At 63.3% G+C, this 24,571-nt stretch carries 33 protein-coding genes; 14 read left to right on the top strand and 19 right to left on the bottom strand.

From position 1 onward, the window contains the following. Positions 1–115: 115 nt before the first annotated feature. The 3 genes from NKI32_RS13085 (at position 116) to NKI32_RS13075 (ending at position 1,895) form a co-directional block, all read left to right on the top strand. Positions 116–856 (top strand): DUF899 domain-containing protein, encoded by a 741-nt coding sequence (locus NKI32_RS13085; RefSeq protein WP_023693666.1) that lies wholly within the window; start codon positions 116–118, stop codon positions 854–856. Positions 857–919: 63 nt separating this feature from the next. Next, complete coding sequence (locus tag NKI32_RS13080; protein ID WP_023693665.1) at positions 920–1,633, top strand: SGNH/GDSL hydrolase family protein; 714 nt, start codon at positions 920–922, stop codon at positions 1,631–1,633. A gap of 25 nt (positions 1,634–1,658) precedes the next feature. Next, the gene (locus NKI32_RS13075) at positions 1,659–1,895 is read left to right on the top strand and encodes a hypothetical protein (RefSeq protein WP_353002780.1); all 237 of its coding nucleotides are present in this window, start codon (positions 1,659–1,661) and stop codon (positions 1,893–1,895) included. Between the two features lie 92 nt (positions 1,896–1,987). Here NKI32_RS13075 and NKI32_RS13070 read toward each other — a convergent pair whose 3' ends face one another. Further along, a complete protein-coding gene (locus NKI32_RS13070; protein WP_023683991.1) occupies positions 1,988–2,149 on the bottom strand; it encodes a hypothetical protein in 162 nt (53 codons plus the stop codon). A gap of 204 nt (positions 2,150–2,353) precedes the next feature. On the opposite strand from NKI32_RS13070, the gene NKI32_RS13065 reads away from it, so the two are divergent. The 3 genes from NKI32_RS13065 to NKI32_RS13055 all read left to right on the top strand — a co-directional run bounded on the left by NKI32_RS13065 (position 2,354) and on the right by NKI32_RS13055 (position 3,962). After that, positions 2,354–2,524, top strand: a complete 171-nt coding sequence (locus NKI32_RS13065; protein WP_023670139.1) for a hypothetical protein — start codon at positions 2,354–2,356, stop codon at positions 2,522–2,524. 184 nt (positions 2,525–2,708) lie between these two features. Continuing rightward, positions 2,709–3,116 (top strand): hypothetical protein, encoded by a 408-nt coding sequence (locus tag NKI32_RS13060; RefSeq protein ID WP_023690083.1) that lies wholly within the window; start codon positions 2,709–2,711, stop codon positions 3,114–3,116. A 126-nt stretch (positions 3,117–3,242) separates the two neighbouring features. Next, the gene (locus tag NKI32_RS13055; RefSeq protein ID WP_023683994.1) at positions 3,243–3,962 is read left to right on the top strand and encodes a helix-turn-helix transcriptional regulator; all 720 of its coding nucleotides are present in this window, start codon (positions 3,243–3,245) and stop codon (positions 3,960–3,962) included. 63 nt (positions 3,963–4,025) lie between these two features. Here NKI32_RS13055 and NKI32_RS13050 read toward each other — a convergent pair whose 3' ends face one another. From NKI32_RS13050 to NKI32_RS13040, 3 genes are all read right to left on the bottom strand, one after another. Continuing rightward, entirely contained in the window at positions 4,026–4,718 is a 693-nt protein-coding gene (locus NKI32_RS13050) for a DUF1013 domain-containing protein (RefSeq protein WP_023670142.1), read from the bottom strand. Positions 4,719–5,044: 326 nt separating this feature from the next. Continuing rightward, positions 5,045–5,185 (bottom strand): DUF1127 domain-containing protein, encoded by a 141-nt coding sequence (locus tag NKI32_RS13045; RefSeq protein ID WP_023670143.1) that lies wholly within the window; start codon positions 5,183–5,185, stop codon positions 5,045–5,047. A gap of 356 nt (positions 5,186–5,541) precedes the next feature. Then, positions 5,542–6,552: an NAD(P)H-quinone oxidoreductase gene (locus NKI32_RS13040; protein WP_032903975.1), complete on the bottom strand. Its 1,011-nt coding sequence runs from the start codon at positions 6,550–6,552 to the stop codon at positions 5,542–5,544. Positions 6,553–6,688: 136 nt separating this feature from the next. Between NKI32_RS13040 and NKI32_RS13035 the strand changes: the two genes are divergently transcribed. From NKI32_RS13035 to NKI32_RS13025, 3 genes are all read left to right on the top strand, one after another. Next, the gene (locus NKI32_RS13035; protein ID WP_023670145.1) at positions 6,689–6,883 is read left to right on the top strand and encodes a DUF1192 domain-containing protein; all 195 of its coding nucleotides are present in this window, start codon (positions 6,689–6,691) and stop codon (positions 6,881–6,883) included. 96 nt (positions 6,884–6,979) lie between these two features. Then, positions 6,980–8,218 carry an MFS transporter gene (locus NKI32_RS13030; protein WP_023683997.1) on the top strand — a complete coding sequence of 413 codons (1,239 nt, stop codon included), beginning with the start codon at positions 6,980–6,982 and terminating at the stop codon, positions 8,216–8,218. 32 nt (positions 8,219–8,250) lie between these two features. Then, a complete protein-coding gene (locus NKI32_RS13025; protein ID WP_023690079.1) occupies positions 8,251–8,514 on the top strand; it encodes an ArsR/SmtB family transcription factor in 264 nt (87 codons plus the stop codon). 29 nt (positions 8,515–8,543) lie between these two features. Here NKI32_RS13025 and NKI32_RS13020 read toward each other — a convergent pair whose 3' ends face one another. The 5 genes from NKI32_RS13020 to NKI32_RS13000 form a co-directional block, all read right to left on the bottom strand. Then, positions 8,544–9,008 (bottom strand): SRPBCC family protein, encoded by a 465-nt coding sequence (locus NKI32_RS13020; RefSeq protein WP_023826733.1) that lies wholly within the window; start codon positions 9,006–9,008, stop codon positions 8,544–8,546. A 16-nt stretch (positions 9,009–9,024) separates the two neighbouring features. Further along, positions 9,025–9,399 carry a nuclear transport factor 2 family protein gene (locus NKI32_RS13015; protein ID WP_032904808.1) on the bottom strand — a complete coding sequence of 125 codons (375 nt, stop codon included), beginning with the start codon at positions 9,397–9,399 and terminating at the stop codon, positions 9,025–9,027. 23 nt (positions 9,400–9,422) lie between these two features. Continuing rightward, positions 9,423–9,749, bottom strand: a complete 327-nt coding sequence (locus NKI32_RS13010; RefSeq protein WP_031197100.1) for an ArsR/SmtB family transcription factor — start codon at positions 9,747–9,749, stop codon at positions 9,423–9,425. A 5-nt stretch (positions 9,750–9,754) separates the two neighbouring features. Continuing rightward, the gene (locus NKI32_RS13005; RefSeq protein WP_353002779.1) at positions 9,755–10,411 is read right to left on the bottom strand and encodes a glutathione S-transferase family protein; all 657 of its coding nucleotides are present in this window, start codon (positions 10,409–10,411) and stop codon (positions 9,755–9,757) included. A gap of 117 nt (positions 10,412–10,528) precedes the next feature. Further along, positions 10,529–11,362: an alpha/beta fold hydrolase gene (locus NKI32_RS13000; protein ID WP_353002778.1), complete on the bottom strand. Its 834-nt coding sequence runs from the start codon at positions 11,360–11,362 to the stop codon at positions 10,529–10,531. A gap of 115 nt (positions 11,363–11,477) precedes the next feature. On the opposite strand from NKI32_RS13000, the gene NKI32_RS12995 reads away from it, so the two are divergent. The 3 genes from NKI32_RS12995 (at position 11,478) to NKI32_RS12985 (ending at position 12,925) form a co-directional block, all read left to right on the top strand. Continuing rightward, positions 11,478–12,005 carry a winged helix-turn-helix transcriptional regulator gene (locus tag NKI32_RS12995; protein ID WP_353002777.1) on the top strand — a complete coding sequence of 176 codons (528 nt, stop codon included), beginning with the start codon at positions 11,478–11,480 and terminating at the stop codon, positions 12,003–12,005. Positions 12,006–12,084: 79 nt separating this feature from the next. Continuing rightward, the gene (locus tag NKI32_RS12990; RefSeq protein WP_023684002.1) at positions 12,085–12,318 is read left to right on the top strand and encodes a hypothetical protein; all 234 of its coding nucleotides are present in this window, start codon (positions 12,085–12,087) and stop codon (positions 12,316–12,318) included. Between the two features lie 175 nt (positions 12,319–12,493). Continuing rightward, on the top strand, positions 12,494–12,925 hold the full coding sequence (locus NKI32_RS12985) for a GlcG/HbpS family heme-binding protein (RefSeq protein WP_023684003.1): 432 nt from the start codon (positions 12,494–12,496) through the stop codon (positions 12,923–12,925). Between the two features lie 245 nt (positions 12,926–13,170). Here NKI32_RS12985 and NKI32_RS12980 read toward each other — a convergent pair whose 3' ends face one another. From NKI32_RS12980 to NKI32_RS12965, 4 genes are all read right to left on the bottom strand, one after another. Then, complete coding sequence (locus tag NKI32_RS12980) at positions 13,171–13,572, bottom strand: hypothetical protein (RefSeq protein ID WP_023670154.1); 402 nt, start codon at positions 13,570–13,572, stop codon at positions 13,171–13,173. Positions 13,573–13,764: 192 nt separating this feature from the next. After that, complete coding sequence (locus NKI32_RS12975; RefSeq protein WP_023690073.1) at positions 13,765–14,712, bottom strand: agmatinase; 948 nt, start codon at positions 14,710–14,712, stop codon at positions 13,765–13,767. Between the two features lie 200 nt (positions 14,713–14,912). After that, positions 14,913–15,095 carry a 50S ribosomal protein L32 gene (gene rpmF / locus NKI32_RS12970; protein ID WP_008834724.1) on the bottom strand — a complete coding sequence of 61 codons (183 nt, stop codon included), beginning with the start codon at positions 15,093–15,095 and terminating at the stop codon, positions 14,913–14,915. A gap of 153 nt (positions 15,096–15,248) precedes the next feature. Then, positions 15,249–15,956: a biosynthetic peptidoglycan transglycosylase gene (locus NKI32_RS12965; RefSeq protein WP_353002819.1), complete on the bottom strand. Its 708-nt coding sequence runs from the start codon at positions 15,954–15,956 to the stop codon at positions 15,249–15,251. A 132-nt stretch (positions 15,957–16,088) separates the two neighbouring features. Here NKI32_RS12965 and NKI32_RS12960 point away from each other — a divergent pair, with 132 nt between their 5' ends. Beyond that, on the top strand, positions 16,089–17,006 hold the full coding sequence (locus NKI32_RS12960) for a polyprenyl synthetase family protein (protein WP_353002776.1): 918 nt from the start codon (positions 16,089–16,091) through the stop codon (positions 17,004–17,006). A 97-nt stretch (positions 17,007–17,103) separates the two neighbouring features. Here the strand turns inward: NKI32_RS12960 and NKI32_RS12955 are convergent, their stop codons facing one another. Beyond that, positions 17,104–18,105, bottom strand: coding sequence for an NADP-dependent oxidoreductase (locus NKI32_RS12955; protein ID WP_023745772.1), 1,002 nt, complete (start codon positions 18,103–18,105; stop codon positions 17,104–17,106). A 68-nt stretch (positions 18,106–18,173) separates the two neighbouring features. Then, positions 18,174–18,989 carry an oxidoreductase gene (locus tag NKI32_RS12950; RefSeq protein ID WP_353002775.1) on the bottom strand — a complete coding sequence of 272 codons (816 nt, stop codon included), beginning with the start codon at positions 18,987–18,989 and terminating at the stop codon, positions 18,174–18,176. 103 nt (positions 18,990–19,092) lie between these two features. Between NKI32_RS12950 and NKI32_RS12945 the strand changes: the two genes are divergently transcribed. Next, positions 19,093–19,677: a TetR/AcrR family transcriptional regulator gene (locus tag NKI32_RS12945; RefSeq protein ID WP_023736996.1), complete on the top strand. Its 585-nt coding sequence runs from the start codon at positions 19,093–19,095 to the stop codon at positions 19,675–19,677. Between the two features lie 113 nt (positions 19,678–19,790). Here the strand turns inward: NKI32_RS12945 and NKI32_RS12940 are convergent, their stop codons facing one another. From NKI32_RS12940 to NKI32_RS12925, 4 genes are all read right to left on the bottom strand, one after another. Then, the gene (locus NKI32_RS12940) at positions 19,791–20,648 is read right to left on the bottom strand and encodes a sigma-70 family RNA polymerase sigma factor (protein WP_023736997.1); all 858 of its coding nucleotides are present in this window, start codon (positions 20,646–20,648) and stop codon (positions 19,791–19,793) included. Next, on the bottom strand, positions 20,648–21,121 hold the full coding sequence (locus tag NKI32_RS12935) for a carboxymuconolactone decarboxylase family protein (protein ID WP_023673089.1): 474 nt from the start codon (positions 21,119–21,121) through the stop codon (positions 20,648–20,650). The genes NKI32_RS12940 and NKI32_RS12935 overlap by 1 nt, the downstream gene beginning before the upstream one ends. A 98-nt stretch (positions 21,122–21,219) precedes the next feature. Next, positions 21,220–22,320: an ABC transporter ATP-binding protein gene (locus NKI32_RS12930; protein ID WP_352656832.1), complete on the bottom strand. Its 1,101-nt coding sequence runs from the start codon at positions 22,318–22,320 to the stop codon at positions 21,220–21,222. 14 nt (positions 22,321–22,334) lie between these two features. Further along, positions 22,335–24,539, bottom strand: a complete 2,205-nt coding sequence (locus tag NKI32_RS12925) for an ABC transporter permease (RefSeq protein ID WP_502897944.1) — start codon at positions 24,537–24,539, stop codon at positions 22,335–22,337. Positions 24,540–24,571 lie beyond the last annotated feature (32 nt).

The raw sequence follows: 24,571 nt of genomic DNA, 5'->3' as shown, positions 1-24,571 counted from the left end.
AAAGCCCGGCTTGGACGGAGTTCGTCCATCCTTATCTCCTTTCGGCAAAAGCTGACGGCGATGTCGGTTTCTGCCCACCCCAAACGTCCTTGGGTGAACAGACAGGGAGAACTTCATGACTCGCAGCAAGGTGGTTTCGCGTGAAGACTGGTTTGAGGCGCACAAGGCGCATCTGGCGCGCGAGAAGGAATTGACACGGTTGCGTGAGCGCATCGCCGCCGAGCGGCGTGAACTGCCCTGGATGAAAATCCGCAAGGACTATGTCTTCGAGACCGAGCAGGGTCCGAAGAACCTGGCCGGACTGTTCGGCGCCAACAGCCAACTGATCGTCTACCACTTCATGATGACGCCAGGATCGAACCACCGCTGCGAAGGATGCTCCTTCCTTGCCGACCATATAGACGGCGCCGATCAGCATCTCAGGCACCACGACGTGTCGCTGGTGGTGGTTGCGCGCGCGCCGCTGGCGGAACTGCTGCCTTACAAGCAGCGTATGGGCTGGAAATTCGACTGGGTGTCGTCCTACGCCTCGGATTTCAACTTCGACATGCAGGTCTCCTTCACCGACAAGCAGATCGCGGCCGGCGACACCACCTACAATTTCGAGACGCGTCCGCGCACGTCAAAGGACCTTCCCGGCACCAGTGTTTTCTACAAGGAAGAGAACGGCGACATATTCCTTACCTTTATGTCGCGCGCCCGCGGCGGCGAGGCCCAGATCGGCACTTACGACTATCTCGACATGACACCGAAGGGCCGCGGCGAAAATGGCCCTTATCATAGCCTGATGGACTGGGTGCGGCTGCATGACGAATATCAGGACAAGCAGGCGGACAAGCCGAACTGCTGCGACTAGAAGCTCGTTCACCTCAGGCGAAACTTGCGCTAAGGCTGCGGCTTATCTCTAAACGGTATCGCCATGCGCTTCCCGGCCCTTCTTACCTGGCTCGCCTACCCCGTTTATGTCTGGCAGGGCCTCGGCGTGCGCCGCCGCACCACCCGCATGCTGCCGGCACAAGGGCCGGTCATGCACGAAGTATCGGGCAAGGCGCCGGCCATCTCGCTGCTGGTGCTGGGCGATTCCTCGGCCGCTTCCGTCGGCATCGGCAATTCCGAGAACGGGCTTGCCGCGCAGCTTGCAATGCTGGTCGCAAAACGAACCGGCCTTGCCGTGCGCTGGCGCGCCGCCGGGTTCAACTCGGCAACGTCGGGCCAGATCCGCGACCATGTGCTGCCCAATCTGTCGGCCGATCGGTGGACGCATATAGTGCTGGCCATCGGCACCAACGACACCAAGAATTTCCACTCGGTGCCGCGCTTCAAGAAAGAGTTCGGCGGCCTGCTTTACGCGCTGCGCGCCAAATGGCCGGAGGCCCGCGTCGTCTGGTCGCCGGTGCTGGAGTTCACCCGCGCGCCGGCCATGCCGCCGCTGCTCGGCAAGATTCTCGAAATCCGCGCTACCGCAATGAACCGCATGGGCGAGCGCCTCTGTTTCGAGCGCGGCGCCGTGCCGGCGCCACGGCTGCCGATCACCAACCCGGAGGCCGGCTTTGCCTCCGATGGCTTTCATGCCTCGGAAGCCGGTTACCGCGCCTGGGCCGAACATCTGGTCGGATGGGTGCTCGCCGATTGACCTGAGGGGGCACAAGCTCGGACTGGTGGGCTTCAGAGAACTGACGCGAGTATTTCCAAATACTGTTGATTGCAGCCTGCTTCCAATGGATCTGAGCCAGAATATCATCCAGCAGCAATGGATGAGCTACGGCCTGGATTCCGAAACCGGCAACGACACCTGCACGCTGACCGGCAACCGCGCCGAATCGAGCAAGCATGTCATTCCGGCCGCCCGGCCAACGCCACGCCTTTTATTGCGGCGAACCTGCCGGAATTCATGACGACGCGCGGTGGCGATTACTTCTTCGTGCCCAGCCTCAACGCCATCCGGATGATTGCCATGGGAACGGTGGACCCGACCTGACCCTCAAGGCTATGCCCAGTGCCCCAGCGCACCCGCCAGCGCGATGGCCGCCATGGCGATCAGGGCCAGCTTCCAGAAATCGCCGCGCCGCTTCAGGCCCGGCCAGCCGAGCGGCTTGATCAGCTGAATGGCCATCATGCCGATGATGACGAGCGCGAGGAGTTTCGACATGCCCGCCTTTGAGCAGCATCGCGACAGGCTGTCAAAGCGGTTCTTGCATGGTCTCGGTCGACTTGGCCATTCCTGACAAAAGGCTCGTTTCCGAACCGACCGCAAAGCACCTCGCAGCTTTCTTCAACGAGCTGACATGCTCCTGACAGACTGCTGTCAGGAGGGGTATGCAATAGTGTCTCCATCAGAGAAGAGGAGATGGTCATGAACAGCTTTGGTATTTTGAACAGCGTACAGCACTATGTCGGCAAGATCCGCACGATGCGCAATGAAGTCCGTACCCAGCGCTTCCTGAACTCCTTGCCGGCGGACATCCGCAAGGACATTGGCTGGCCGGATATGTATGAGGGTCACAGCCGCATTCGCGAGATCTGAGGCGTTTTACATGACAATGCTTGGATGCGGACCCCGCAACGCCCGGATCATTGACATGGACCCCCGGCGGCGACGCCTTGGGCTGGCGCAAAGACTTTTGGCGCCTGCTACGGACAATGCTGAAGGCTCCTGACAGAATGCTGTCAGGAGCACCATGCCATAAACGTGTCAGGAGACATGAACGGTGAAAAGCTGGAACGACAGGCTGAACACGCCGGGCGTCAACGGCGTGAAGCCGACGCCACGCACAATGGGCGACGTCGTCGAGGGCCAGCCGATGCTGGTGCCGACGGCCCGTCAGGTCGATGATTTCATCCGCACGATCCCCAACGGCCTCGAGATGGATGTACGCGCCTTGCGCACCGCGCTCGCCATCGAGCATGGGGCGCAAGTGACATGTCCGGTCACCATCGGCTATCATCTGCGAACCGTCGCCGAAGCCGCCAATGAGGATCTCGAACGCGGCATGACGCTGAACGATATCACGCCGTACTGGCGTGTGCTCGACGTGAACACGCCGACAACGAAGAAGTTGTCCTTCGGCGCGGAATTCGTCGCCGTGCAGCGCAAGCGCGAAGGACTTAAACCATAATGCGTGTCGCCCAAAAGTGCGCAGCGGTTTTTGGGAGAACGACAAGCATAAAACAGGACATGGATGTCACCCGGAACCGGTTTTGGGACCATGACATTCATAGACAAGCAGCCGAGGGACCATACGATGCGACGTGCCGACAGGCTCTTTCAGATCGTGCAGCACCTGCGTGGCGGCCGGCTGGTCACCGCCCAGAAGCTCGGCACATGGCTCGAGGTTTCCGAGCGGACCATCTACCGCGATATCGCCGATTTGCAGTCGACCGGAGTGCCGATCGACGGCGAGGCCGGCGTCGGCTACATGATGAGGGAGGGTTTCGACCTTCCGCCGCTGATGTTCACGCGTGACGAAATCGTCGCGCTGGTCGCCGGCGCCCGCATGGTGCGGGCCTTTGGCGGCGCGGCTATGGCGCGTGCGGCCGACGAGGCGCTGGTCAAGATCGGCGCCGTCCTGCCCGACGCCGAGAAGGACCGCATCGCCCGCACCGAGATCCACACCCCGATGTGGGTGGTGAGCGACGCCGCGCGTGAGGCGATCGACGTGATCGAGCGCGCTGTCGAGAAGCGACAGGTGCTGACCATCGACTACCGCGACGAGGCCGGCCGCGGCACCGGGCGTGACATCCGTCCGCTCGGTCTGTGGTTCTGGGGCAAGGTATGGACGCTGGTTGCCTGGTGCGAGATGCGCGACGATTTCCGCGCCTTCCGCATCGACCGCATCGCCTCGGTGGTCATCGCCGGCCGCATCTTCAAGCCGGAGCGCGGCAAGCAGCTTGCCGACTTCTACCGCGCCGTCGAACGCTCGGAGGACTATGGCATGACGCCGGACCGGGCGGCGCGCAGCTGAGACTTCGACAATCAATGAAAAAGCCCGCTCGAAGCGGGCTTTTTTGATGAACTGTCGCAAACCTTACTCGTCGTCCGCATCTTCCTTCTTGGACTTGAGCGCCGAGAGCTTGGCGAACACGGCGTTTGCGTCGAGCTCGGCATCCTCGTCCTTCGGCTTCTCCGGCGCCGGCACCAGGCGCTCGGTCACGGCAGCCGGCAGCAGCGTGTCGCCGACAGGCTGCGCCTGCTCGCGGCCGCGCGAGGCGCGGTTGACTTCCATGTCGAGGTCGATCTGCGAAGCGAGACCCAGCGTCACCGGGTCCATCGGCTGCAGATTGGCCGAATTCCAGTGCTTGCGCTCGCGGATCTGTTCGATCGTCGACTTGGTCGTGCCGACCAGGCGCGAAATCTGCGCATCCTTCAATTCCGGATGGTTGCGGACCAGCCACAGGATAGCGTTGGGCCGGTCCTGGCGCTTCGACAGCGGCGTGTAGCGGGGACCCTTGCGCTTGGATTCCGGCACCCGCACCTTGGGGTCGGACAGTTTCAGGCGCTGGTTCGGATCCTTCTCGGCGCGCGCGATCTCGTCGCGGGTCAGCTGTCCGGTCATGATCGGGTCCATGCCCTTGATGCCTTGCGCCGATTCGCCGTCGGCGATCGCCTTGACCTCGAGCGGATGCAACCCGCAGAACTGCGCGATCTGCTCGAAGGACAGCGCGGTGTTGTCGACCAGCCAGACGGCGGTCGCCTTGGGCATCAGCAGCGTATTGGCCATTTCAAAAATCCTTCTCGTTCGCCCGCGTTCCCGCGCGGGCGGTGGTTTAGAGCCACCAAAATGGGAAATTCGCGGCCTGTATAACCGCTCCGTTGCCATTTCGCAATGTTTTTGGCGCAGGGCGCAGCCGTCGGACACCGGACAGCAGGGGAGGCCAGGAGGACCTCGGCTCCGGCGATCATTGATGCCGAGTTGTAACAGGGGTCCAAAACGACAAAACCCGCCGGACAGGGTCCAGCGGGTTCGGAACCGGCGACGGGATACCGTCTGCGGCGGCTCTTGCTTCTGCCGCGTGGTCAGGCCTCATCGGCCGACCAGGCTTCGAATTAGATGGCCTTGCGGGCAATCCTCTCGATGTCGCCGCGGCTGATGCCGAGGTCGCTGAGCTGACGGGCGTTGAGCTTGTTCAGCTCGCGCACGGTTTCGTTGTACATACGCCAGTTACGGAAAGCGCGGATCGGGTTCATGGTTGTCCTCCAGTTGTTGGATCAAATCGTTTCGATGACGCTTAGATAGGCAGTGCTGCCCACGAATTGAACAGACGTCTTTGCATAGCCGCAATGCAAATGCTGCATTGCAGCATTAAGCTTGTGTTCATCTTGCCGACAGGCTGAGCGCGGAGCATGGCGCGAGGTTCAGGTCAGGCCGAGCAGAGAATGGCGGCTCCCGAGAACCGGAGCGAAGCGTACTTCAGTACGAAGCACCGGCCTACGCCGGCCGTAGCCTTAACTGCCGCAACGCCTCATGAGGGCTTCGGCCGGCGAAGGCCGGAAGCGCAGGGAGCCGCCATTCGCAGGCCGGCCTCACCTAAATCTCGCCCCATCTAGCCGACGTCGAGAACGATCTTGCCTATATGCTCGCCCTCTTCCATGCGCTCATGCGCCCGCCAGGCGTCGGTCAGCGGGAAGATCATGTCCATCACCGGCGCTACCTTCCGGGTGCCGAGCAGCGGCCACACCTGTGCTTCCAGTGCGGCGGCGAGCGCCGCCTTGAACTCGACCGTGCGAGGCCGCAGCGTCGAGCCGGTGTGGGTCAGCCGCTTGACCATGATTTTCGAGAAATCGGCGCTCGCCACCGCGCCGGCCTGGACGGCGATCTGGACGATCCTGCCCTCGACCGCGGCGGCCTCGTAGTTGCGCGCGATATAGTCGCCGCCGACCATGTCGAGAATGACGTCGGCCCCCTTGCCGCCGGTCGCATCCTTGACCGCCGCGACGAAATCCTCCTCGCGGTAGTTGATCGCCCGGTCGGCGCCGAGTTTCAGGCAGGCGTCGCATTTTTCCTTGCTGCCGGCGGTGGTGACGACATAGGCGCCGAAGGCCGACGCCAGCTGGATCGCCGTGGTGCCGATGCCCGATGAGCCGCCATGGACCAGCAGCGTCTCACCCTTTTTCAGGCCGCCGCGCTCGAACACATTGTGCCAGACGGTGAAATAGTTTTCCGGAACCGCGGCCGCCTCCGTGTGGGTGAAGCCGGCGGGCAGCGGCAGCACGCTGCCGGCATGAACCTTTACATATTCGGCATAACCGCCCCCCGGCGTCAGCGCGCAGACCCGGTCGCCGATGCGCCAGCGCGATATGTCGTCGCCAAGGACGGCCACTTCGCCCGATGCCTCGAGACCGGGCAGGTCGGAAGCGCCGGGCGGCGCCGGATAGGCGCCCTTGCGCTGCTGCACGTCGGGGCGGTTGACGCCGGCCGCACGCACCCGGATCAGGATTTCGCCGGGACCAGGCACCGGCACGTCGCGCGTTTCCGGTTTCAGCACCCGCGGCCCGCCCGGTTGCGAGATTGCAATGGCCGTCATCGTGGCTGGAATTTTATGTCCGCTCGCCATGAAATTTCCCGTCTCGGTCCGCCGGCTGCCAGCTTCTTGCCGGCTGTTTGCATCTACGCCCCTGCCCTATGTATGCTGATTGCCGGATCAGGCAAATGGCCAAATCAGCCCCAATACTGAATAGGGAGGAGCGACGATGGCGATCTTCGACGACGAACCCAAGAAGAAAGCCCGCCCGCATGAGATCGGACAGGATCTGTCGCTGCTTTCGGTCGGTGACCTGACCGAACGGATCAGCATCCTGCGCGAGGAGATTGCCCGGCTCGAAGCCGAGCTCCAGACCAAGGGCAGCACCAAATCGGCGGCCGAAGCCCTGTTTCGCCGCGGCTAGTTTTCGCGTTAGTTTCGGCGTTGAGCATCCGCCGCCGAAAAGCCCGAATGCGCCTGTCTTCAGACCCCGCCACCGAATCTCCAGACGGATCAAACAATGTTTGCAAGCTACAGGCCGATCCTCTCGCTGCTTCGCGGCACCGCTTTCCTGCTCGCGGCTTCGGGATTGCACGGCCTGTTGTTGCCGTTGCGCGGCCAGCTCGAAGGGTTTTCGACCGCATCGCTCGGCCTGATGGGCACGGCCTGGGCCGGTGGCTTCGTCACCGGCTGCTTCTTCGCACCGCGCCTGGTGCGCCGCGCCGGCCACGTCCGGGCGTTCGGCGCCTTTGCCGCTTCGGGCGCCATCGTGGCGTTGCTTACCGGCCTGATCATCGACGAATATGTCTGGATCCTGCTGCGCGCCTTCACCGGCTTCACCATGGCCGGAGCCTTCATGGTCATCGAAAGCTGGCTGAACGAGAAGGCCACCAACGAGAACCGCGGCACCGTCTTCGGCCTCTACATGATGGTCACCTATGCCTCGATCATGGGCGGCCAGATGATCGTTGCCGGCGGCGACGTCAGATCGGCATCGCTGTTCATGATCACCGGCATATTGTTCTGCCTGTCGCTGATCCCGACCGCGGTGTCGTCGGCTTCGTCTCCCAAGCCTTTGCAGGACGTCAAGCTCGACGTCAAAGGTCTCTACGCCAACTCGCCGGTGTCGGCGATCGCCTGCCTGTTGGTCGGCATCGCCAATGGCGCCTGGGGCACGCTTGGCGCCGTCTACGGCGCCCGTATCGGCATCTCCACCGCCCAGATCGCACTGATGATGAGCCTTGTCGTTATTGCCGGCGCGGCCATGCAGCTTCCGGCCGGACGCCTCTCCGACAAGACCGACCGCCGTTTCGTGCTGGCGGGCGCGGCTTTCGGCGCCGCACTGTTCGCCATCCTGATCTTCCTGTTCGAACCGCGTTCCGCCGTCCTCGTCATTGTCTTCGCCGCTGCCTACGGCGCCTTTGCCTACACGCTCTATTCGATCGCCGTGGCGCATGCCAACGACCACGCCCGATCGGAGGATTTCGTCAAGGTCTCGGGCGGCCTGCTGCTTCTGTATGGCTTCGGAACCATGATCGGGCCCTTGCTGGCTGCCGCCCTGATGGGCTGGCTCCGCCCCGAAGGCCTGTTCCTGGCCACCGCGCTGGCGCATCTCAGCCTCGCCGCCTACACGTTGCTGCGCATCAGCCGCCGCGCGCCGGTGCCGATCGAAGACCGCGATGCCTTCAAGACCCAGCCGGCCGATCGCTCGGTCACCCCTGAAGCACTGCGGCTCAGAAAAGCGGAAGCCGACGGTTGAGATTTGAAAAGCTTTGCCCCACAAGTATAGGCATGATCTTTTCTGACGCCTTCATGGCGATTGCCGACCCCAACCGGCGCTATCTTCTGGAAGAGCTCCGGCGTGGCCCGAAAACCGTCAACGAGCTGGCTTCGGGCCTTCCAGTCTCCCGCCCGGCCGTGTCCCAGCACTTGAAAGTGTTGCTGGACGCCGGTCTGGTTCAGGCCAGGGCCGAGGGCACGAGGCGCGTCTATACAGTCAGCAGTGCCGGCTTCCTCAAGCTCAATATTTGGCTTGATCAGTTCTGGGAAGCATAGGCCGAGATTCCAGCTCGCCTCCCTGGCTTTCAAGTGTCCGTTGCCAGCGCCTTGCCCAGCGCATCGAGCAGGAATCGGGTACCATGCTCGCGCGATGACGGTGTGTCGTGCCCATCGAGAAACGCGCCCTGCTCGGTGAGCACCAGACGCGTGCCCGTGCCTTCCGGGCGAAGCTCAATTGTCGCCAGCGAAACCGAGATTCTGACATCACCGAACAGCATGTCGTAGCTGTAGACGATGCGCTGGTTGGGCACGATGTCCTGATAGGTGGCGGTATAGGTGTGGATCGGCCCGTCCTTCGGCCCGCCGGCATTGACCTCCTGGCCGCCGACGCAAAAATCCATTTCGTGCCTGTGGGTCATCGGGTTGTCGGGGTCGGCGAACCAGCGCCGCTTGGCGGCCGGATCGCTGAGCGCGAAATAGACTTTCGCCGGCGCAACTGGATAGAGGCGCTCGAGGACGAAGGTGGAGTGGACGACGGATCGTTCGGCCATGGTCGGGTCCTCTTGGTCAGCTTGATGGTTTCTGCGCGACGAAGACGCCGTCGCGATAGGACGCGCCGAAATAGACTTCGACGGCGCGCAACCTGTCGCCATGGAACAGATGCAGTTCGGTGTTGCGGAAGGTCTTTCCGTCCGCCGTCTCGCAGCGATAGAGGACAAAGGCGGCGTCCTCGTCCTCGCATATCCGCTCGATGACGATCGAGCTGAAGGCCGGGCTGTCCGGCCAGCAGCGCTCGAAATAGGTCGCACGGTCGATGGCGTCGTCATAGGGGCTGGTGAAGGTGAAATCGTTGGCGAGCACCGCCGCGACGGCAGGCTTGTTATTCGCCTGGTAGGCGGAAAAATAGCCGCGGATCAACTCCGCTCTGCTTTTGCCGGGCATGGTCATTTCTCCTCTGCTTCAGGTCATTCGGTCTCGGCGAGAAAATCGCCGAGCCGGTCGAGCCGACGCTCCCATGTCAGCCGCCGTTCGTTGATCCAGTGTTCTGCGCTGCGCAGCGCCTGCGGCGCGATCTGGCAGGTGCGCACACGGCCGAGCTTTTCCGAGCGCACCAGCCCGCTTGCTTCGAGCACGTTGAGATGCTGGACGACGGCCGACAGCGACATCGCCAGCGGTTCGGCCAACTGGCTGACCGAGGCCGGCCCACGCGACAGCCGTTCGACCATGCTGCGCCTGGCCGGGTCTGCGAGCGCCTGGAACATCAGGTCGAACTGGGCGGGATCGTGCAGCATCGCGATCAGCCGTTATTGTAGGGAAAGAACTTGAAGTAGGGCTGCGCCTCCTCGACCACCCAGGCGAAGGACGGCCGCTTGAGCAGGCGGTCGTGGTAGTGTTTCACGGCCGGATAGCTGTCGCCGAATGGCTCGACCTTGTTGGCGTAGAACAGCGCCGGCGAGGCCGCGCAGTCGGCCATGGTGAAGGTAGGCCCGGCCGCCCAGAGTTTCGAGCGCATCTCCTCCTCGATGATCGCATAGGCGTTGCGCAGTTGCGCGCGCGCCTCATCGACCCCGAACGGATCGGTCTTGTCCTGCGGGCGCAACCTGTCGCCGACGATCTTCTGCATCGGCGCCTGCACGTAGAAATCGTAGAAACGGTCGGCCTGGCGGACCTGGAGAGCAAGGTCGGCCTCGGCCGGGATAAGCTCAACCGGCCCGGGATAATGCGCCGCCAGATATTCGATGACGATGGTCGATTCCAGCACCGTGCGGTTGCGTGCATCGTCACGCAGCGCCGGCATCTTGCCGGTCGGGGACACCTTCAGGAACGCTGCCCGCGACTGCTCATCGCCGAGGTCGACCATAACCGGCGTAAAGGGCGTATCGTTCTCGTAAAACGCAATCAGCGGTTTCCAGCAGAGCGATGCCAGCGGATGGAAATGGAACGTCAGGGACATTTTTTGCTCGTCTGTTTGCGATTCGTCGGATGCTGGAGCGGTGCCAGCCAGCGCCAACACTGAAGCATTTACTTAACTATTTCCGTGAGGCGAATGTGTCAAGGTTCCAGACTGCCTTCAGGGTTTGGTATGCGCCACGATGGCGGCGACGATCGTGCCCCAGTCGTCGGGATGCAGTTCGTGGCCACCGCCTTCGACGCGGACAAGCCGCCCGCCGGCAACAGCGTCGGCAAGGGCTGCGCCATGCTCGACCGGAAAGATCGGATCCGATGTCCCGTGAATGACGAGCAGCGGAACCTTGATCTCGCGCAGGCGTCCTTTCATATCCTCGCCGCCCTTCAGCATGAAATGGTTGGTCGCGCTCAGGAAGCCGCCGGATCGGTCGTAGTCCTGTTCAACGAACGCCCGCATCGCCTTCTCGTCGAAGGGATGCGCGGTGCTGGCGATCGCACGCGCGTCCTTGACGACGAAGCCGATCACCTGGTCGCGGTTCGACCAGTCGACCTTGGCGCCACCGGCCGAGTGCTCCACATAGGCTTCGGTCGCTCCCGGCAGCTGCGATGTGTCGATCCCCACCGGCGAACTGCTGATCACCGTCAGCGAGATGACACGCAAGGGATGTTTCAACACCAGTCGTTGCGCGATCATGCCGCCCATCGACATCCCGATCACATGCGCCTTGCCGATGCCGCAACTGTCGAGGACGCGCACCGCATCGTCCGCCATGTCGTCGAACGTATACGGCGGCTCGCCCGGCGTATATTTGGTCGACAGGCCGGTGTCACGATTGTCGTAGCGGATCACGAAGTGGCCTTCGCCGGCGAGCTTTTTGCAGAGCGCCTCCGGCCACCAGAGCATCGAGGCCATGGCGCCCATGATCAGCAGAATGGCTGGATCTCCGGGATCGCCAAACGTCTGGGAGACGATTTCGGGTGCTGCGGCCCTTGTCATGGGACTCTCCTCCTATCGGCCAATCAAAGGCCAATCAAACTGGTTGCATTTTGCAATCGGTTGCACGATAATAAAACTGATACGATAATGCAACCGGTTTTTTGAGGAGAGTCGGATGAAAACCGAACACCGCTCGGGATGCCCTATCAATCTGTCGCTGGAAGTGTTCGGCGATCGCTGGAGCCTGATCATCCTGCGCGACATGATTTTTGGCGGCAAACGCCACTTTCGCGAACTGCTCAACGGCTCGATCGAGGGCATCGCTTCCAATATCCTGGCCGACCGGATGAAGCGGCTGATGGAACTCGGCATGCTGACCAAGGCCGACGACCCCTCGCACAAGCAGAAGGCGATCTACAGCCTGACCGAGATGGCCATCACGCTGGTGCCGATCATGGCGCATCTCGGCGCTTGGGGCCGCGTCTGGCTGCCGGTGAGCGAGGAGCTTTCGATCCGGGCCGAGCTGCTGGAGAAAGGCGGACCGCCAATGTGGGAGCAGTTCATGGACGAGTTGCGCCACGACCATCTGGGCACGCCTGTCGCCACACCCGCGCGGCCTTCCGTCCGCGCTACATTGCAGGCCGGATATGAGGCGGTGGTCGCCCGCAAGGCGTCGAGCGGCATCGAGGCCCCCGCCGCTTGACCAACTTATTTCCCCATTATCAGGCCGGCTCTGCTATCAAGGGGCTGAAAAACATAATTTACGGGATTGGATAACGCTCTTGGTCGAGAACTCTAAGGATACTGCCCGCGCCCGGGCGGATATGCGTTTCAAGAAGCAGGAAGAGGCAGCCACGGTGCGGCAAAAGGCGATGGCGGAGTATGTCGCCGAGGCCGACGCCCGCCAGGCCAAGACCAACAAGCTCCGGGCATTGCGCCTTGCCAAGGAAGCGGAAGACCTCGCCAACGCCCCTGCCGTTCCGGTCAAGAAAGCGCCCCGAGCCAAGAAAAAATAGCGCGGCCTTCTTCATCGACGCCCGATCTGGATGCCGGCGGATCGTATCCGCCATGTGCCACGATCAGCAATGCCCGCCATTTCCGCTTTCCCACGCGAAGCAATTTCAACCGCAACCGGGATTTCGCATCCCGCATGTCAGGCGATGATTGACGCGTTTTGATCAGGAGACAGCCATGACCGCACTGACCCTCGAAAAAGCCAAGCACATCATCGACGCCGCCTTCGCCAAGGGCGCCGAGCTGAAGCTCAAGCCGCTCGGCGTTTCCGTGCTGGACGCCGGCGCGCATCTCGTCGCCTTCCAGCGTCAGGACGGAGCCTCGTTCCTGCGCCCGCAAATGTCGGCCGGCAAGGCCTATGGCGCGCTCGCCATCGGGATGGGCTCGCGCCGTGTCGAGGCTTTCGCCAAGGAGCGGCCGCATCTCGTCGCCGGCATTTCCGACGTCTCGGGTGGACGCGTGTTGCCAGTCGTCGGCGGCGTGCTGATCCGCGACAAGGCAGGCGCCGCCATCGGCGCCGTCGGAATTTCGGGCGATACGTCGGACAATGACGAGGCCGCCGCCATCGCTGGCATCGAAGCCGCCGGCTTCACCGCCGATCCGGGCTGAGGGGGAGCTTCGTCATCCCAGGGCGAAGCAGGAGCGAAGCTCCGTCGCGAAGACCCCGGGATCCATGCCGCGACCTTTGCCGCAAGTGTAAGCGGAGCAGAATTCTGAACCGTTGCAACGCCTTAGCTTCACGGAATGGATCCCAAGGTCTGCGCCGCGTCGCTTCGCTCCTTGCTTCGCCCCAGGAGGACCAGAAAGAGCAGCCACGCCAATCGCGAACGGATGCGACCATCCAACGAAGGCGGCTAGTTCAAATTTATGTCTCTACTCGCCGACCGCATCGACACCGAAAACCCGGCCAGCACATCGAACAGGGCGATCACCATCAGCGTGAAGAAGACGGAGTGCGCCGCGCCCTTCACCAGCAGGAACTCGACCAGGAACGCCACGAAGACCAGCGTCGACAACAGATGGTCCATGATCGAGGCGTTCGTGGTGCGCACCGACTTCACCATTTCGAGGAACAGGAAGATCAGCCCGATCACCACCATCAGGTCGCCGAGCGTCATCGAGAACACCCCGCCCGACATCATGCTGAACGAGAAGATCTCGGTCGCCCACGGATCGTCGCCGCTGCCGAATATTCCGAGGAGTCCGAGATTGTAGGCCACGAAGGGCACGATCAGCAGCGGGATGGCACCGAACATCAGGCGTCTCCTCTAGCAGTTCCAGGAAAGCGGTTTCCCAAGGAATTGCCTAAACAATGGGGGCACCTTCTGTAGAATGCCCCGCAGGCACGCCGTCAAGATTTTTCGCTAGCGCCCGCAAACACGGAAAAAGACCGTGCGAAACAACCCTGTCAGCCACAGTTGCCCCGGCTGACCACCGACACGCCGGATTCAGCGCTTGAACTGGCCTGTCCGCACGGCGGCGCCGATAGCGTTGAGGATGAAAAGGCCGGCGGTCATCGAGGTGATCTCGTTGACGTCGCGCGCCGGCGCGATCTCGACGATGTCGATGCCGACGACACGTCCCTTGGCGAACAGCCCCTTGATCAGTTCGATCGTCTGCCGGTAGCTGATGCCGCCAGGCGCCGGCCCTTCGACCGCCGGCATGACAGCGGGATCGAGACCGTCGGCATCGATGGTCAGGTAATAGCGGCCACGGTCCGGGATGCGCTTGAGCAGCGCCGCCGTACCGATATCCTGCCATTCATTGGCGGTGACGATGTTGGAGCCGTAGGCGCGGGCCGCCTCGACCTCCTCGAGCCGGGCGCTGCCCTGGCCGCGGATGCCGAGCTGGAAAATCCCGGCTATATGCGCCATCTCCGAAGCGCGGCGGATGGGGCTGGAATAGCCTTCCCTGACCCCGTTGACATTGTCGCGCCAGTCGAGATGGGCATCGATCTGAACCAGGGTGATCGGCCCTTCGCCGTCCAGCGCCCGCAGGATCGGGATTGGAATGCCGTGATCGCCGCCAATGGTGATCGGCAAGGCGCCGGCGACGCGGATCTTGCGGATCGCCGTTTCGGCCAACCTGTAGTGGCTGCCGGCGGCATCGCCGGGGACATCGCCGACATCGACCACCTTGACGTCCTGCCCGTCGAACAGGGTTCCGCCAATGTCGAAATCATAGCGGTCGAGCCCGAGGCTGATGCGCTGCGAGGCGCGCCGCACCGCGGTCGGCGCGTTGGTCTGGTCGTTGACCAGCTCGTCGATCGTGTAGGGACTGCCGTAAGGCATGCCGATGATGGCGACATCCGCCTTCAGCGCATCGAGGTCCTCGACCAGCGGGAAGTTCATGAAGGTCTGGAAGATATCGCGGGGTGCTGTGGTGAGCTTGGTCATGCGGTCCCTCTGAAGCCGGTCGATCATCGCGCGGAAGCGCCGCGACAAGGCATGCGGACTCAATACAGCACCGCCGCCGCAGCTTGTATCGCCACGGACGCCCGGTCTTTGGCATAGTTGGCGGCGCGGCGCGCACCAAACGCAAAAAAACCGGCCAATGGCCGGTTCTTTTGGCATTCAAAACCTTCGGAAAGCTGGTCTCAGCTTTCCTTGGGCGTCAGAACCTGGCGGCCGCGATACATGCCGGTCTTCAGGTCGATATGGTGCGGACGGCGCATTTCGCCGGAATTCTTGTCCTCGACATAGGTCGGGGCCTTGAGAGCGTCGGCCGAGCGGCGCATGCCGCGCTTGGACGGAGAGGTTTTTCGTTTCGGAACGGCCATGGATATGCTCCACTACATGGTCAAAATGCCCCGATAGCCCTCGTGAAAGGGCCGCGTCAGGGCCATAATCTGAGAAAGTCGGGTGCCTATACACGCCCTGCGCCGTTTTGGCCAGCACCGTGGCGATTTTTTTTGAGCCGGCAGCGGTTCGACCTAATCAAGACAACCGACATACGCGCCCGAACGGCCGGCGCGGCGTTCGATCAGCGACGCCAGCCGCCGCAGCCCCGGACCGGGCTTGGCCGGATTGCGGGCGATCGGATTGGGCAGCGAGACGGCGAGCAGTGCCGCCTGCCGCCGCGACAGTTGTTTGGCCGAAACGCCGAAATGATGCTGGGCCGCCGCCTCGATGCCGTAGATGCCCGGCCCCCATTCGGCGATGTTGAGGTAGATCTCCATGATCCGCCGTTTCGACATCACCGCGTCGAAATAGACGGCCAGCGGCAGTTCGACCACCTTGCGCACCGAGCCCAGCGGCCGCGACCACAGGAAAAGGTTCTTCACCGTCTGCATGGTGATGGTCGAAGCGCCGCGCGTCGCTTCGCCGGCCAGCGCATCGTCGACGACGCCGCGCAATTCGCCGAGATCGATGCCGCGATGGAAGCAGAACTGCCCGTCCTCCGACATGATCACCGAATTGGCCAGCACCGGCGACACATCGTCGATCGACACCCAGCGCCGGTCGTAACCGGAAAACGTCGCGAGGTCTTTCACCATCAAGGTCGATATCGGATGCACGAAGGACGGCAAATAAAGGAAGGTCAGCACAACGGGTATCGCCGCCAGCACGACGGCGACGACCAGGCCGCGCCGTGCCAGGCGCTTCAGACCGGCGCGGTTCACGCGCCTTGGTCGCGCCATCTCAAACCCTTCGGTTTCATGATCGACGATCGGTTCCGTCAAGCCGCCCCCACCCGCGCCACTCTCCCGCCTCCGGCATAATGGCGCGAGGCTTCTTGCGCAACGTCTGAGTGTCGGCTACCGCTCCCGGCCATGACGAAAGACGAGCAATTGGCCTTTGAGGCCGCACTTCTGGGGCGGGCGGCGGCGATCGAGGCCGGGCTCAGGCTGCTGCTCGACGGCCGCACGCTTGCCGGCGAGATCGCCCGGCCGGAGCGTCTGATGGCGGCCATGCGCCATGGCGTGCTGAACGGCGGCAAGCGGCTGCGCCCCTTCCTGGTCATGGAAAGTGCCGCCCTTTTTGGCGCCGATGGCGAGGCGGCGATGCGCGTGGCGGCGGCGCTCGAATGCGTGCATTGCTATTCGCTGATCCATGACGATCTGCCTGCCATGGACGACGACGATCTGCGCCGCGGCCAGCCGACCGTGCACAAGGCCTTCGATGAAGCCACCGCCATACTTGCCGGCGATGCGCTTCTGACGCTTGCCTTCGATGTCCTCGCCGATGAGGCGACGGCGCTGCCGGCGGAGCGCAGGGCGGCACTGGTGCTGGCGCTGGCGCGCGCGGCCGGCACTGGGGGCATGGTCGGCGGGCAGACGCTCGATCTCGAAGCCGAGCGCAACAGGCCGGACGAGGCCGGCATCGTCCGGCTGCAGGCGATGAAAACCGGCGCGCTGATCCGCTTCGCCTGCGAAGCCGGCGCGATCATTGCCGGCGCTGCACCGCAGGACCGCGACCGGCTGGCCGAATTCGGCTCGGCGGTCGGGCTTGCCTTCCAGCTTGCCGACGACCTGCTCGACCTGACCGCCGATGCCAGCCAGATGGGCAAGGCGACCGGCAAGGACGCAGCCGCCGGCAAGGCGACGCTGGTGGCGCTGCATGGCGCGAACTGGGCGCGCAGCCAGCTCCATGGGCTGGTCAAGCAGGCCCATGAATTGCTCGAGCCTTACGGTGAACAGGCAGCCTTGCTGAAGGCAGCGGCAAGCTTCGTGGCAATCCGCAACAACTGAGGTTTGGGCGATCGGATGCCGAACCGTTTTCGGAATTTGTCGGCCTTGCGCTGCCTTGCTTTGGTGTCTCTCAAATGCCCCAAAGCAACTGGGCGCGCTATCTGACCTTGACGACGACCTTGCCCTTGGCGCGTCCTGTTTCGACGTAAGCCAGCGCCTCATTGGTCGCTTCAAAAGGAAAGACCCTGTCGACGACCGGGCGAATCGCCCCATCTTCGATGAGGGACGTGATTTTGCTCAGTTGCTCACCTTGCGCCGACATGAACAGGAACGAAAATCCCACGCCCCGGCGCTTGGCTTTGGTCCTGATACCACGGCTCAGCAGCCGCAGCAGCAGCCTTAGCACCACGTTCAGTCCCTGTTTCCTGGCAAATTCGGGATCCGGAGGACCGGAAATCGAGATGAGCTTCCCACCCGGTTTCAGCACAGTCAGGGATTTCTCAAGCGTCTTGGCGTCCTGGCTGTTCAGGACGACGTCGTAGCCCGACAGGATTTTCTCGAAGTCGTCCTTCCTGTAGTCGACGACGACATCGGCGCCGAGATCCCTGACCAGATCGTTGCTTGCCGCGCCCGCTGTTGTCGCAACGATCGCGCCGAGGTGCTTTGCCAACTGGATGGCGAATGTCCCCACGCCGCCGGAGCCAGCCTGGATGAAGATCTTCTGGCCTGTCTTCAGACCCGCCCTCTCGATGAGAGCCTGCCAAGCGGTCAGACCGACCAGCGGGATCGAGGCCGCCTCTTCCATGCTGAGGTTCGCCGGCTTCAGCGCCACGTCGGCTTCATCGATTGCGATGAATTCGGCGAATGTCCCGATCCGGCCGTCGCGCGGCCGCGCATAGACGGCGTCGCCGGGTTTGAATTTGCGGACTTTCGAGCCCACCCTGACAACCCTCCCGGCAACGTCGTGACCGAGGATGAAGGGCCGGCGATAGGGAAGGACGAGTTTGAATTCGCCGGTTCTGATTTTGGAATCCAGCAGGTTCACCCCGGCGGCATGGACCTCGACCAGGACGTCATTGTCCAGCAGCTCCGGCTCCGGCATCTCGGCCAGCCGCAAAATGCCTTTCTTGCTATATTTATCGACAACGAATGCCTTCATGGCAGTGACTTTCTGAGAGTGTCCGTTGGTGTGCCGTTTGTGTGTGAGATTCTCCGTCCCACCGTTGTTCAGACCGGCAGGCGGAACTGCTTGCGCAAGGTCTTGTCGAACATCCCCGCGGGGGCGAAGCGGCGCAGCAGGCTGACCTGGCGCGCTGCCTTCCCTGCGGTATAGCGCCGTCGCGGACGGGCGTCGGTCGCTGCCTTGACGACCACATCCGCCGCCACTTCCGGCCGATCGGCTTTGGGCATCACATCGGCAAGCAGCGCCTTGAGACCGGCGCGCGCCTGATCGTAGTCCTTCAACAGGGAATCCGGCTCGATGCCGTTCTGGTCGAAGACGGTGCGCACGAATGCCGGCTCGATGACCGAGACGCGAATGTTGAAGGCGCGAACCTCATGATCGAGCGATTCCGAATAGCCCTCCAGCGCGTGCTTGACCGCCGAGTAGTGCGCTGAGTATGGCGCGGGCGCCAATCCTAGAATCGAGCCGATGTTGACGATGCGCCCTTGGCCGCGGCGCCGCATCGACGGCAACACCGCATTGGTCATGCGCATGACGCCGAACAGATTGACGTCGAACAGAGCCTGCACCTGTGCGACCGAAGATTCCTCGGCGCCGCCAAGCAGGCCGACACCGGCATTGTTCACCAGCAGATCGATACGACCGGTCTGGGCCAGCACGGTTGCAACGAGGGCGCTGACGGACTCCCCGTCGGTCACGTCGCAGGTCAGCATGGACACCTTAGCCGGGCCGTTGCCGGCCTTGCTGCGGCTTGTCCCGAAGACGGTATACCTCGCCCGCGCCAAGGCCTCGGCACTGGCGCGGCCGATGCCCGAAGAGGCTCCGGTCACGACTGCGGTTCTTTCTGAAAGGGTACTCATTTGATACTCCACAGACATGAGGGCTAGCTTTTTGCCGTTGATTGAATTATGATCGTAATATCACATTACACCCATAATGCAATAGCAGAAAGGAATAGCAGCCATGCGCTACGAAAAGGGCCGAAAGGACGCCTCCCGCGATCGCATCGTGGAGGTCGCAGCCCAGCGTTTTCGCGGTGACGGCATCGCCGCGTCCGGACTGGCAGCCATTATGGGCGACGCCGGACTGACGAACGGAGCCTTCTATCCGCATTTCCAGTCCAAGGCGGAGCTCGTGCGTGAAAGCCTTGTAGCGGCACTGGAGAGCCAGGTGCAGCAACTGCAGGAGGTATTGGCCGCCGGTGGTCCGGAGATGGGCATAGCGGCGTATCTGTCAGCTGCGCACCGGGACAACCCGGGAACGGGCTGCGCCAACGCCGCGCTGCTCCCGGAACTCGCGCGTCAGCCGCCCGAAACGCGCCAAGTCTATACCGAACGCTTGCTGGTTCTGGTGCGTCAGCTGTCTGCAGCGCTTCCGCAGGCCAGGGATCCGGAAGGCGTTGCCATGGGCGTCTTTGCGACCCTCATCGGCGCGCTTCAACTGGCCCGCGCGGTGGCAGGGACCGAATTGTCGGATCGCTTCCTTGCGGCAGGAGCAGATGCCGCGCGCAGGCTGATCCAGCCACGTGACGGCGAGAAGGCATCCTAGAGGCCGGTGGCGGCAGCGGCAAAGGGCCCTGACATCGTCCTGCGGGTCGCACACAGGAAGGGCCGGCTTTTGGAGGCGGGCCGAACCGGTATTTCGCTCCGATTCAATCGGGTCTAACGCAGATGCCTGAGCTTGTCGGGATTGCGCATGACATAGACGGCCGCGATCTTCCCGTCCTCGATGTCAAGCGCGGTCGTCTGCAGTTCGCCATCGGCCTCCTGGGTGACGAACCCCGGCAGTCCATTGACGAAGCCGATGCGCACCAGCGTCGAGCGATTGTCGCGCAGCCAGGCCGCGACTTGCGCGTATTGCTTCATGACGGCGTCGAAGCCCAGCACCGGCGCCAAAGCCGCCGGACGCTTGCCGCCGCCATCGGCATGAGCGCTGACATCTGCCGTCAGCAGCGCGCCGAGCGCCTGCATGTCGCCGCTGCGCGATGCCGCGAAAAAGGCTTCGGCGATCTCCAGGCCACGCTGCTTCTCCACCTTGAAGCGGGGCCGCGCCTCGCGGACATGGCCCCGTGCGCGAGCGGCAAGCTGGCGGCAGGCGGCTGAATCGCGCTCGATGGCGGTCGCGACCTCCTCGAATTCCAGCCCGAACACATCGTGCAGCAGAAAGGCCGCCCGCTCGAGCGGCGAAAGCCGCTCCAGCGCCAACATCAGCGGCAAGGTGACATCTTCAAGATCGCCCTCTTCGACGATCGGCTCGGGCAGCCAAGGGCCGATATAAGTCTCGCGCTGGCGCCGCGTGGATTTGAGCTGGTCAAGGCAAAGCCGCGTCACCGTGCGGCGCAGGAACGCTTCTGGCTCGCGAACCTGCGAGTGGTCGGTCCCCATCCAGCGGATGAAGGCATCCTGCACGACATCCTCGGCGTCGCTCACCGAGCCCAGCATGCGATAGGCGACCCGCATCAGCTTCGGACCCAGCGGGCCGAAGCCCGCTGCCGCGTCGTCGGGTGCCGTCGCCGTCATCAGGCCGCCTTGGCGCTGGCGCGTATCGTTGCTGCGTCGGTGTAGAGCCCGAAGCCAACGGCGATGCGGTTCCAGCCATTGATGATGTTGATCAAAACGGTGAGCTTCACCTGCTCCTCCTCGGTGAAATGCGCCTTAAGATCATCATAGGCGCTTTCGCGGTCCTGTCCTTCCGAGAGGCGCGTCAGCGCATCGGTCCAGCCGAGCGCGGCACGCTCGCGGTCGCTGTAGCAGGGCGCTTCGCGCCAGGCCGGCAGCAGATAGATGCGCTGCTCGGTCTCGCCATTCTCGCGCGCTTCGGTGGCATGCAGGTTGATGCAGTTGGCGCAGCCATTGATCTGCGACGCCCGAAGCTTCACCAGCTCGTTGAGGCTGTGCTCGAGCCCGGCGGCGACGGAGAGTTCGGTCGATGCGCGCTGCCACTGCTTGATCAGCGCAGGGGCGGCGGCGAAGAGGTCGATTTTGGCGGTCATGATTGCAGTCCTTGTGTTGGGTACGCCATCATGACGAGGCAGGTCCGGCCGGTGTGACATTCAGGCTGGATTTTTTCGAAGGTGCTTTCCCGGCGCGTTCAATCGTCTTTGATCAGCACGATCTTCGCCGGATCGAAATCGATCCCGACCATCGTCCCTTCCGCCACGGCGGGTGTGACATCAGGCGATGTCGCGAACAGTTCGACCGCCGGATCGCTGATCGCGATCCGGTATTCCATGTGGTCGCCGAGATACGAGCTCTTGACCACCTGGCCCTTCATGGTGCCCGCTGGCTGGCCGGGCAAGATGCGCACGGCATTCGGGCGCACAGCGAGCATCGCCGGCCCCGGAGCGTTACCGCGACCCGGCATGTCGAGCAGCAAGGGTCCGACCTTGACCCTCGCTCTGGTTGCATTGCTGGAAAGCACCTCGACGTCGAGCAGATTGGCGTCGCCCATGAAGTCGGCGATGAAACGGTTGGTCGGCTCGTTGTAGAGGTCGCGCGGCGTGCCGTCCTGGGCGACGCGAGCGGCGTTCATGACGATGATGCGGTCGGAGACGGCGAGCGCCTCTTCCTGGTCATGCGTGACATAGACCATGGTCAGCGCCAGATCTTGCTGGAGGCCGCGGATTTCGTCGCGCACGCGCCGGCGCAGCTTGGCGTCGAGATTGGACAGCGGCTCGTCGAACAGCAGCACCTTCGGCTCCAGCACGATGGCGCGCGCCACCGCGACGCGCTGCTGTTGGCCGCCGGACAATTCGCTCGGCTGGCGCTTCTCGTAGCCGGACAGGCCGACAAGCGACAGCTTTTCGGCGGCGCGCTCGGCTGCCTGCGCCTTGCCAAGCCCCATCGCCCGCAGGCCGTAGCTGACATTCTCCATCACGTTCATATGCGGAAACAGCGCATAGGACTGGAACACCATGGAGACATCGCGCTCGGCGGCGGACAGCAAGGTCACATCCTTGTCGTCGATCAGGATGCGCCCGGTGCTGGTCTGTTCCAGCCCGGCGATCAGCCTGAGCGTCGTCGTCTTGCCGCAACCCGAGGGCCCGAGCAGCGTCACCAGGCTGGCCGGCGCGATGTCGAAGCTGACATTGTCGACGGCGATCACCGCGCCGTATTTCTTGGTGACGCCCTCGAACCGCACGGCCGGCCTGTCCGTGACAACCGGGACAGCATTCTTCGCCGTCTGATCCACGCCGCTTCTCCCCATCAGATTGCTGCCACCACGGCTTCCGCCCCAGGCCGGCGCCGGCCGAGCCGGCGTTCGCCGACCAGCAGCTGGATGCCGATGAGGATGACCATCATGACAACGATCATCACCGCCGAATAGACAATCGCGATGCCGTATTCGCCGACATCTGCGCGCCCGACAATGTAGACCGTGGCGAGATTGAACCGGCCGCTCGCCAGGAAGATGACGGCGCTGACCGCCGTCACCGCGCGCACGAAACTGTAGATCATCGCGGTCACGATCGCCGGCTTCAGGATCGGCAGGATCACCCGCAGCAAGGTAGCAAAAGACCGCGCCCCAAGCGTCAGCGATGCCTCGTCCAGGCTCTTGTCGATCTGGCCCAGATTGGCGAGCCCGGCACGGATCGCCACCGGCATGTTGCGGAAGATGAAGGAGATGACGATGATCAGCCCGGTGCCGGTCAATTGCACCGGCGGCACGTTGAAGGCAAGGATATAGCTGACGCCGATCACCGTGCCGGGAATGGCAAAGCTCATCATGGCCAGGAATTCGAACATGGTGCGCCCGGCGAAACGCTGCCGGTCGAGCAGATAGGCCGTCAGGATGCCGAGCGCCGCGGTGAACGGCATGGCCACCAGCGCCAGGCCGATGGTCATCAGCAGCGACGGCCAGGCCGAGCCGCTGAAAAACCAGCCATTGACGCCTTTCTCGATCGAAAAGGCGGTGAGGAAATATTCGAGCGTCGGCGTGTTGTCGCGCCCGATCGATTGCACGAAACCGCCGCCCAGGATGATGCCGTAGACCACGATGGTCAGAACCAGCCACGGAACGACGGCGGCGTAGCAGCCGATCCGCAAGGCCTTGGGCAGCGTCGCCGGTACGCCGCCATCGCCCTTGCCTGCGACGGTGACGTAGCTGCGGCTGCCGATCCAGCGACGCTGGATGACGAAGGCTGCCAGCGTGAACATCAACAGCACGATCGCCAGCACCGCCGCGCGGCCCTGGTCGTGCGCCGCACCGACCACTGCAAAGAAGATGTCGGTCGACAGCACGTTGAAGTTTCCGCCCAGCACCAGCGGATTGGCGAAATCGGCCATGCTCTCGATAAACGAAATCAGGAAGGCGCTGGCCAGCCCCGGCCGGATCAACGGCCAGGTGACGGTGCGAAACGTGCGCCAGCGGCTGGCGCGCAGGGTTTGTGATGCTTCCTCCATGCTTGGGCTGACCCCTTGCAGCACGCCGACCAGAACCAGGAACGCGATCGGCGTGAAGGCCAGCACCTGCGCGATGGTGATGCCGGCCATGCCGTAGATCCAGCGGCTGCGCGGAATGCCGAGATGCACCGACATGAGGTTGGTGACGATGCCGGCGCGGCCGAACAGCAGGATCAGCGCCAGGCCGATGACGAAGGGCGGCGTGATGATCGGCAGGATGGACAGGCCGCGCAGCAGCCATTTGGCCGGCAGCTTGGTGCGAAGCGCGATCAGCGCCAGGGCCAGGCCGAGCGCCGTGCAGAAAAAGCCGACGAGGACTGCGATCGCCACCGTGTTCCACGCCACGCCGCAGGAGCCCTCGCCATAGAGGCAGCGCAGGCTCCATATGTTGGCGCTGAAGATCTTATCGAAGAACAGCGCCGGCACGACATTGCCGTCATTGTCCTTGATGGCCGAGGTGAGGATCGACAGCAGCGGATAGGCGACGAACAGGATCAGCGAAGCAATCACGATTGAGAGCGAGCCGACGACGAAACGGTCGCCCTTGCACCAGCCGCGCGCGGCGAGCGCCTCGGCGATGAACATCAGCATCGCCACGGCATAGAGCGCCGCACCCCAGCCGAGCCCCGGCTGTATCGGTCCCGGCGTGCCGGCGATCTGGGTAAGCAAGCCAAATCCCCAGCCCGAATGGATGATGGAAAAGCCTTCGATGGCCAGCCACAGCAGGCCCGCCGCGCCTGCAACCGCAAGGCTCTTGGGGTTGTTGCGCGCCACCAGCCAGCTCGCCAGCAAAAGCGGCAGGACAAGCGGCAACAGCCAGGGCCGGCCACCGAGCGCCAGGATGATGGCCGGCGTCGCATCCGCCGGCTGTGCCAGCCAGTCGAACGACAGGAAGCCGCCTTCGACCTTGTACCAAGGCAAGAGCACGAAGCTCGCCCACGCGGCCATTACCCAGGCGAGCGCGCTGCGTCCAGGAGCGGAACTGACCATGGAACCGGCCGCGGCCATTCAATGTCTTTCTGTTGCCAAAGGATGGTGCG

Origin of the sequence: Mesorhizobium sp. M0761, assembly GCF_040320205.1 — a bacterium.
Taxonomy (GTDB): Bacteria; Pseudomonadota; Alphaproteobacteria; order Rhizobiales; family Rhizobiaceae; genus Mesorhizobium.
This window is presented reverse-complemented; position numbering and strand designations above follow the sequence as displayed.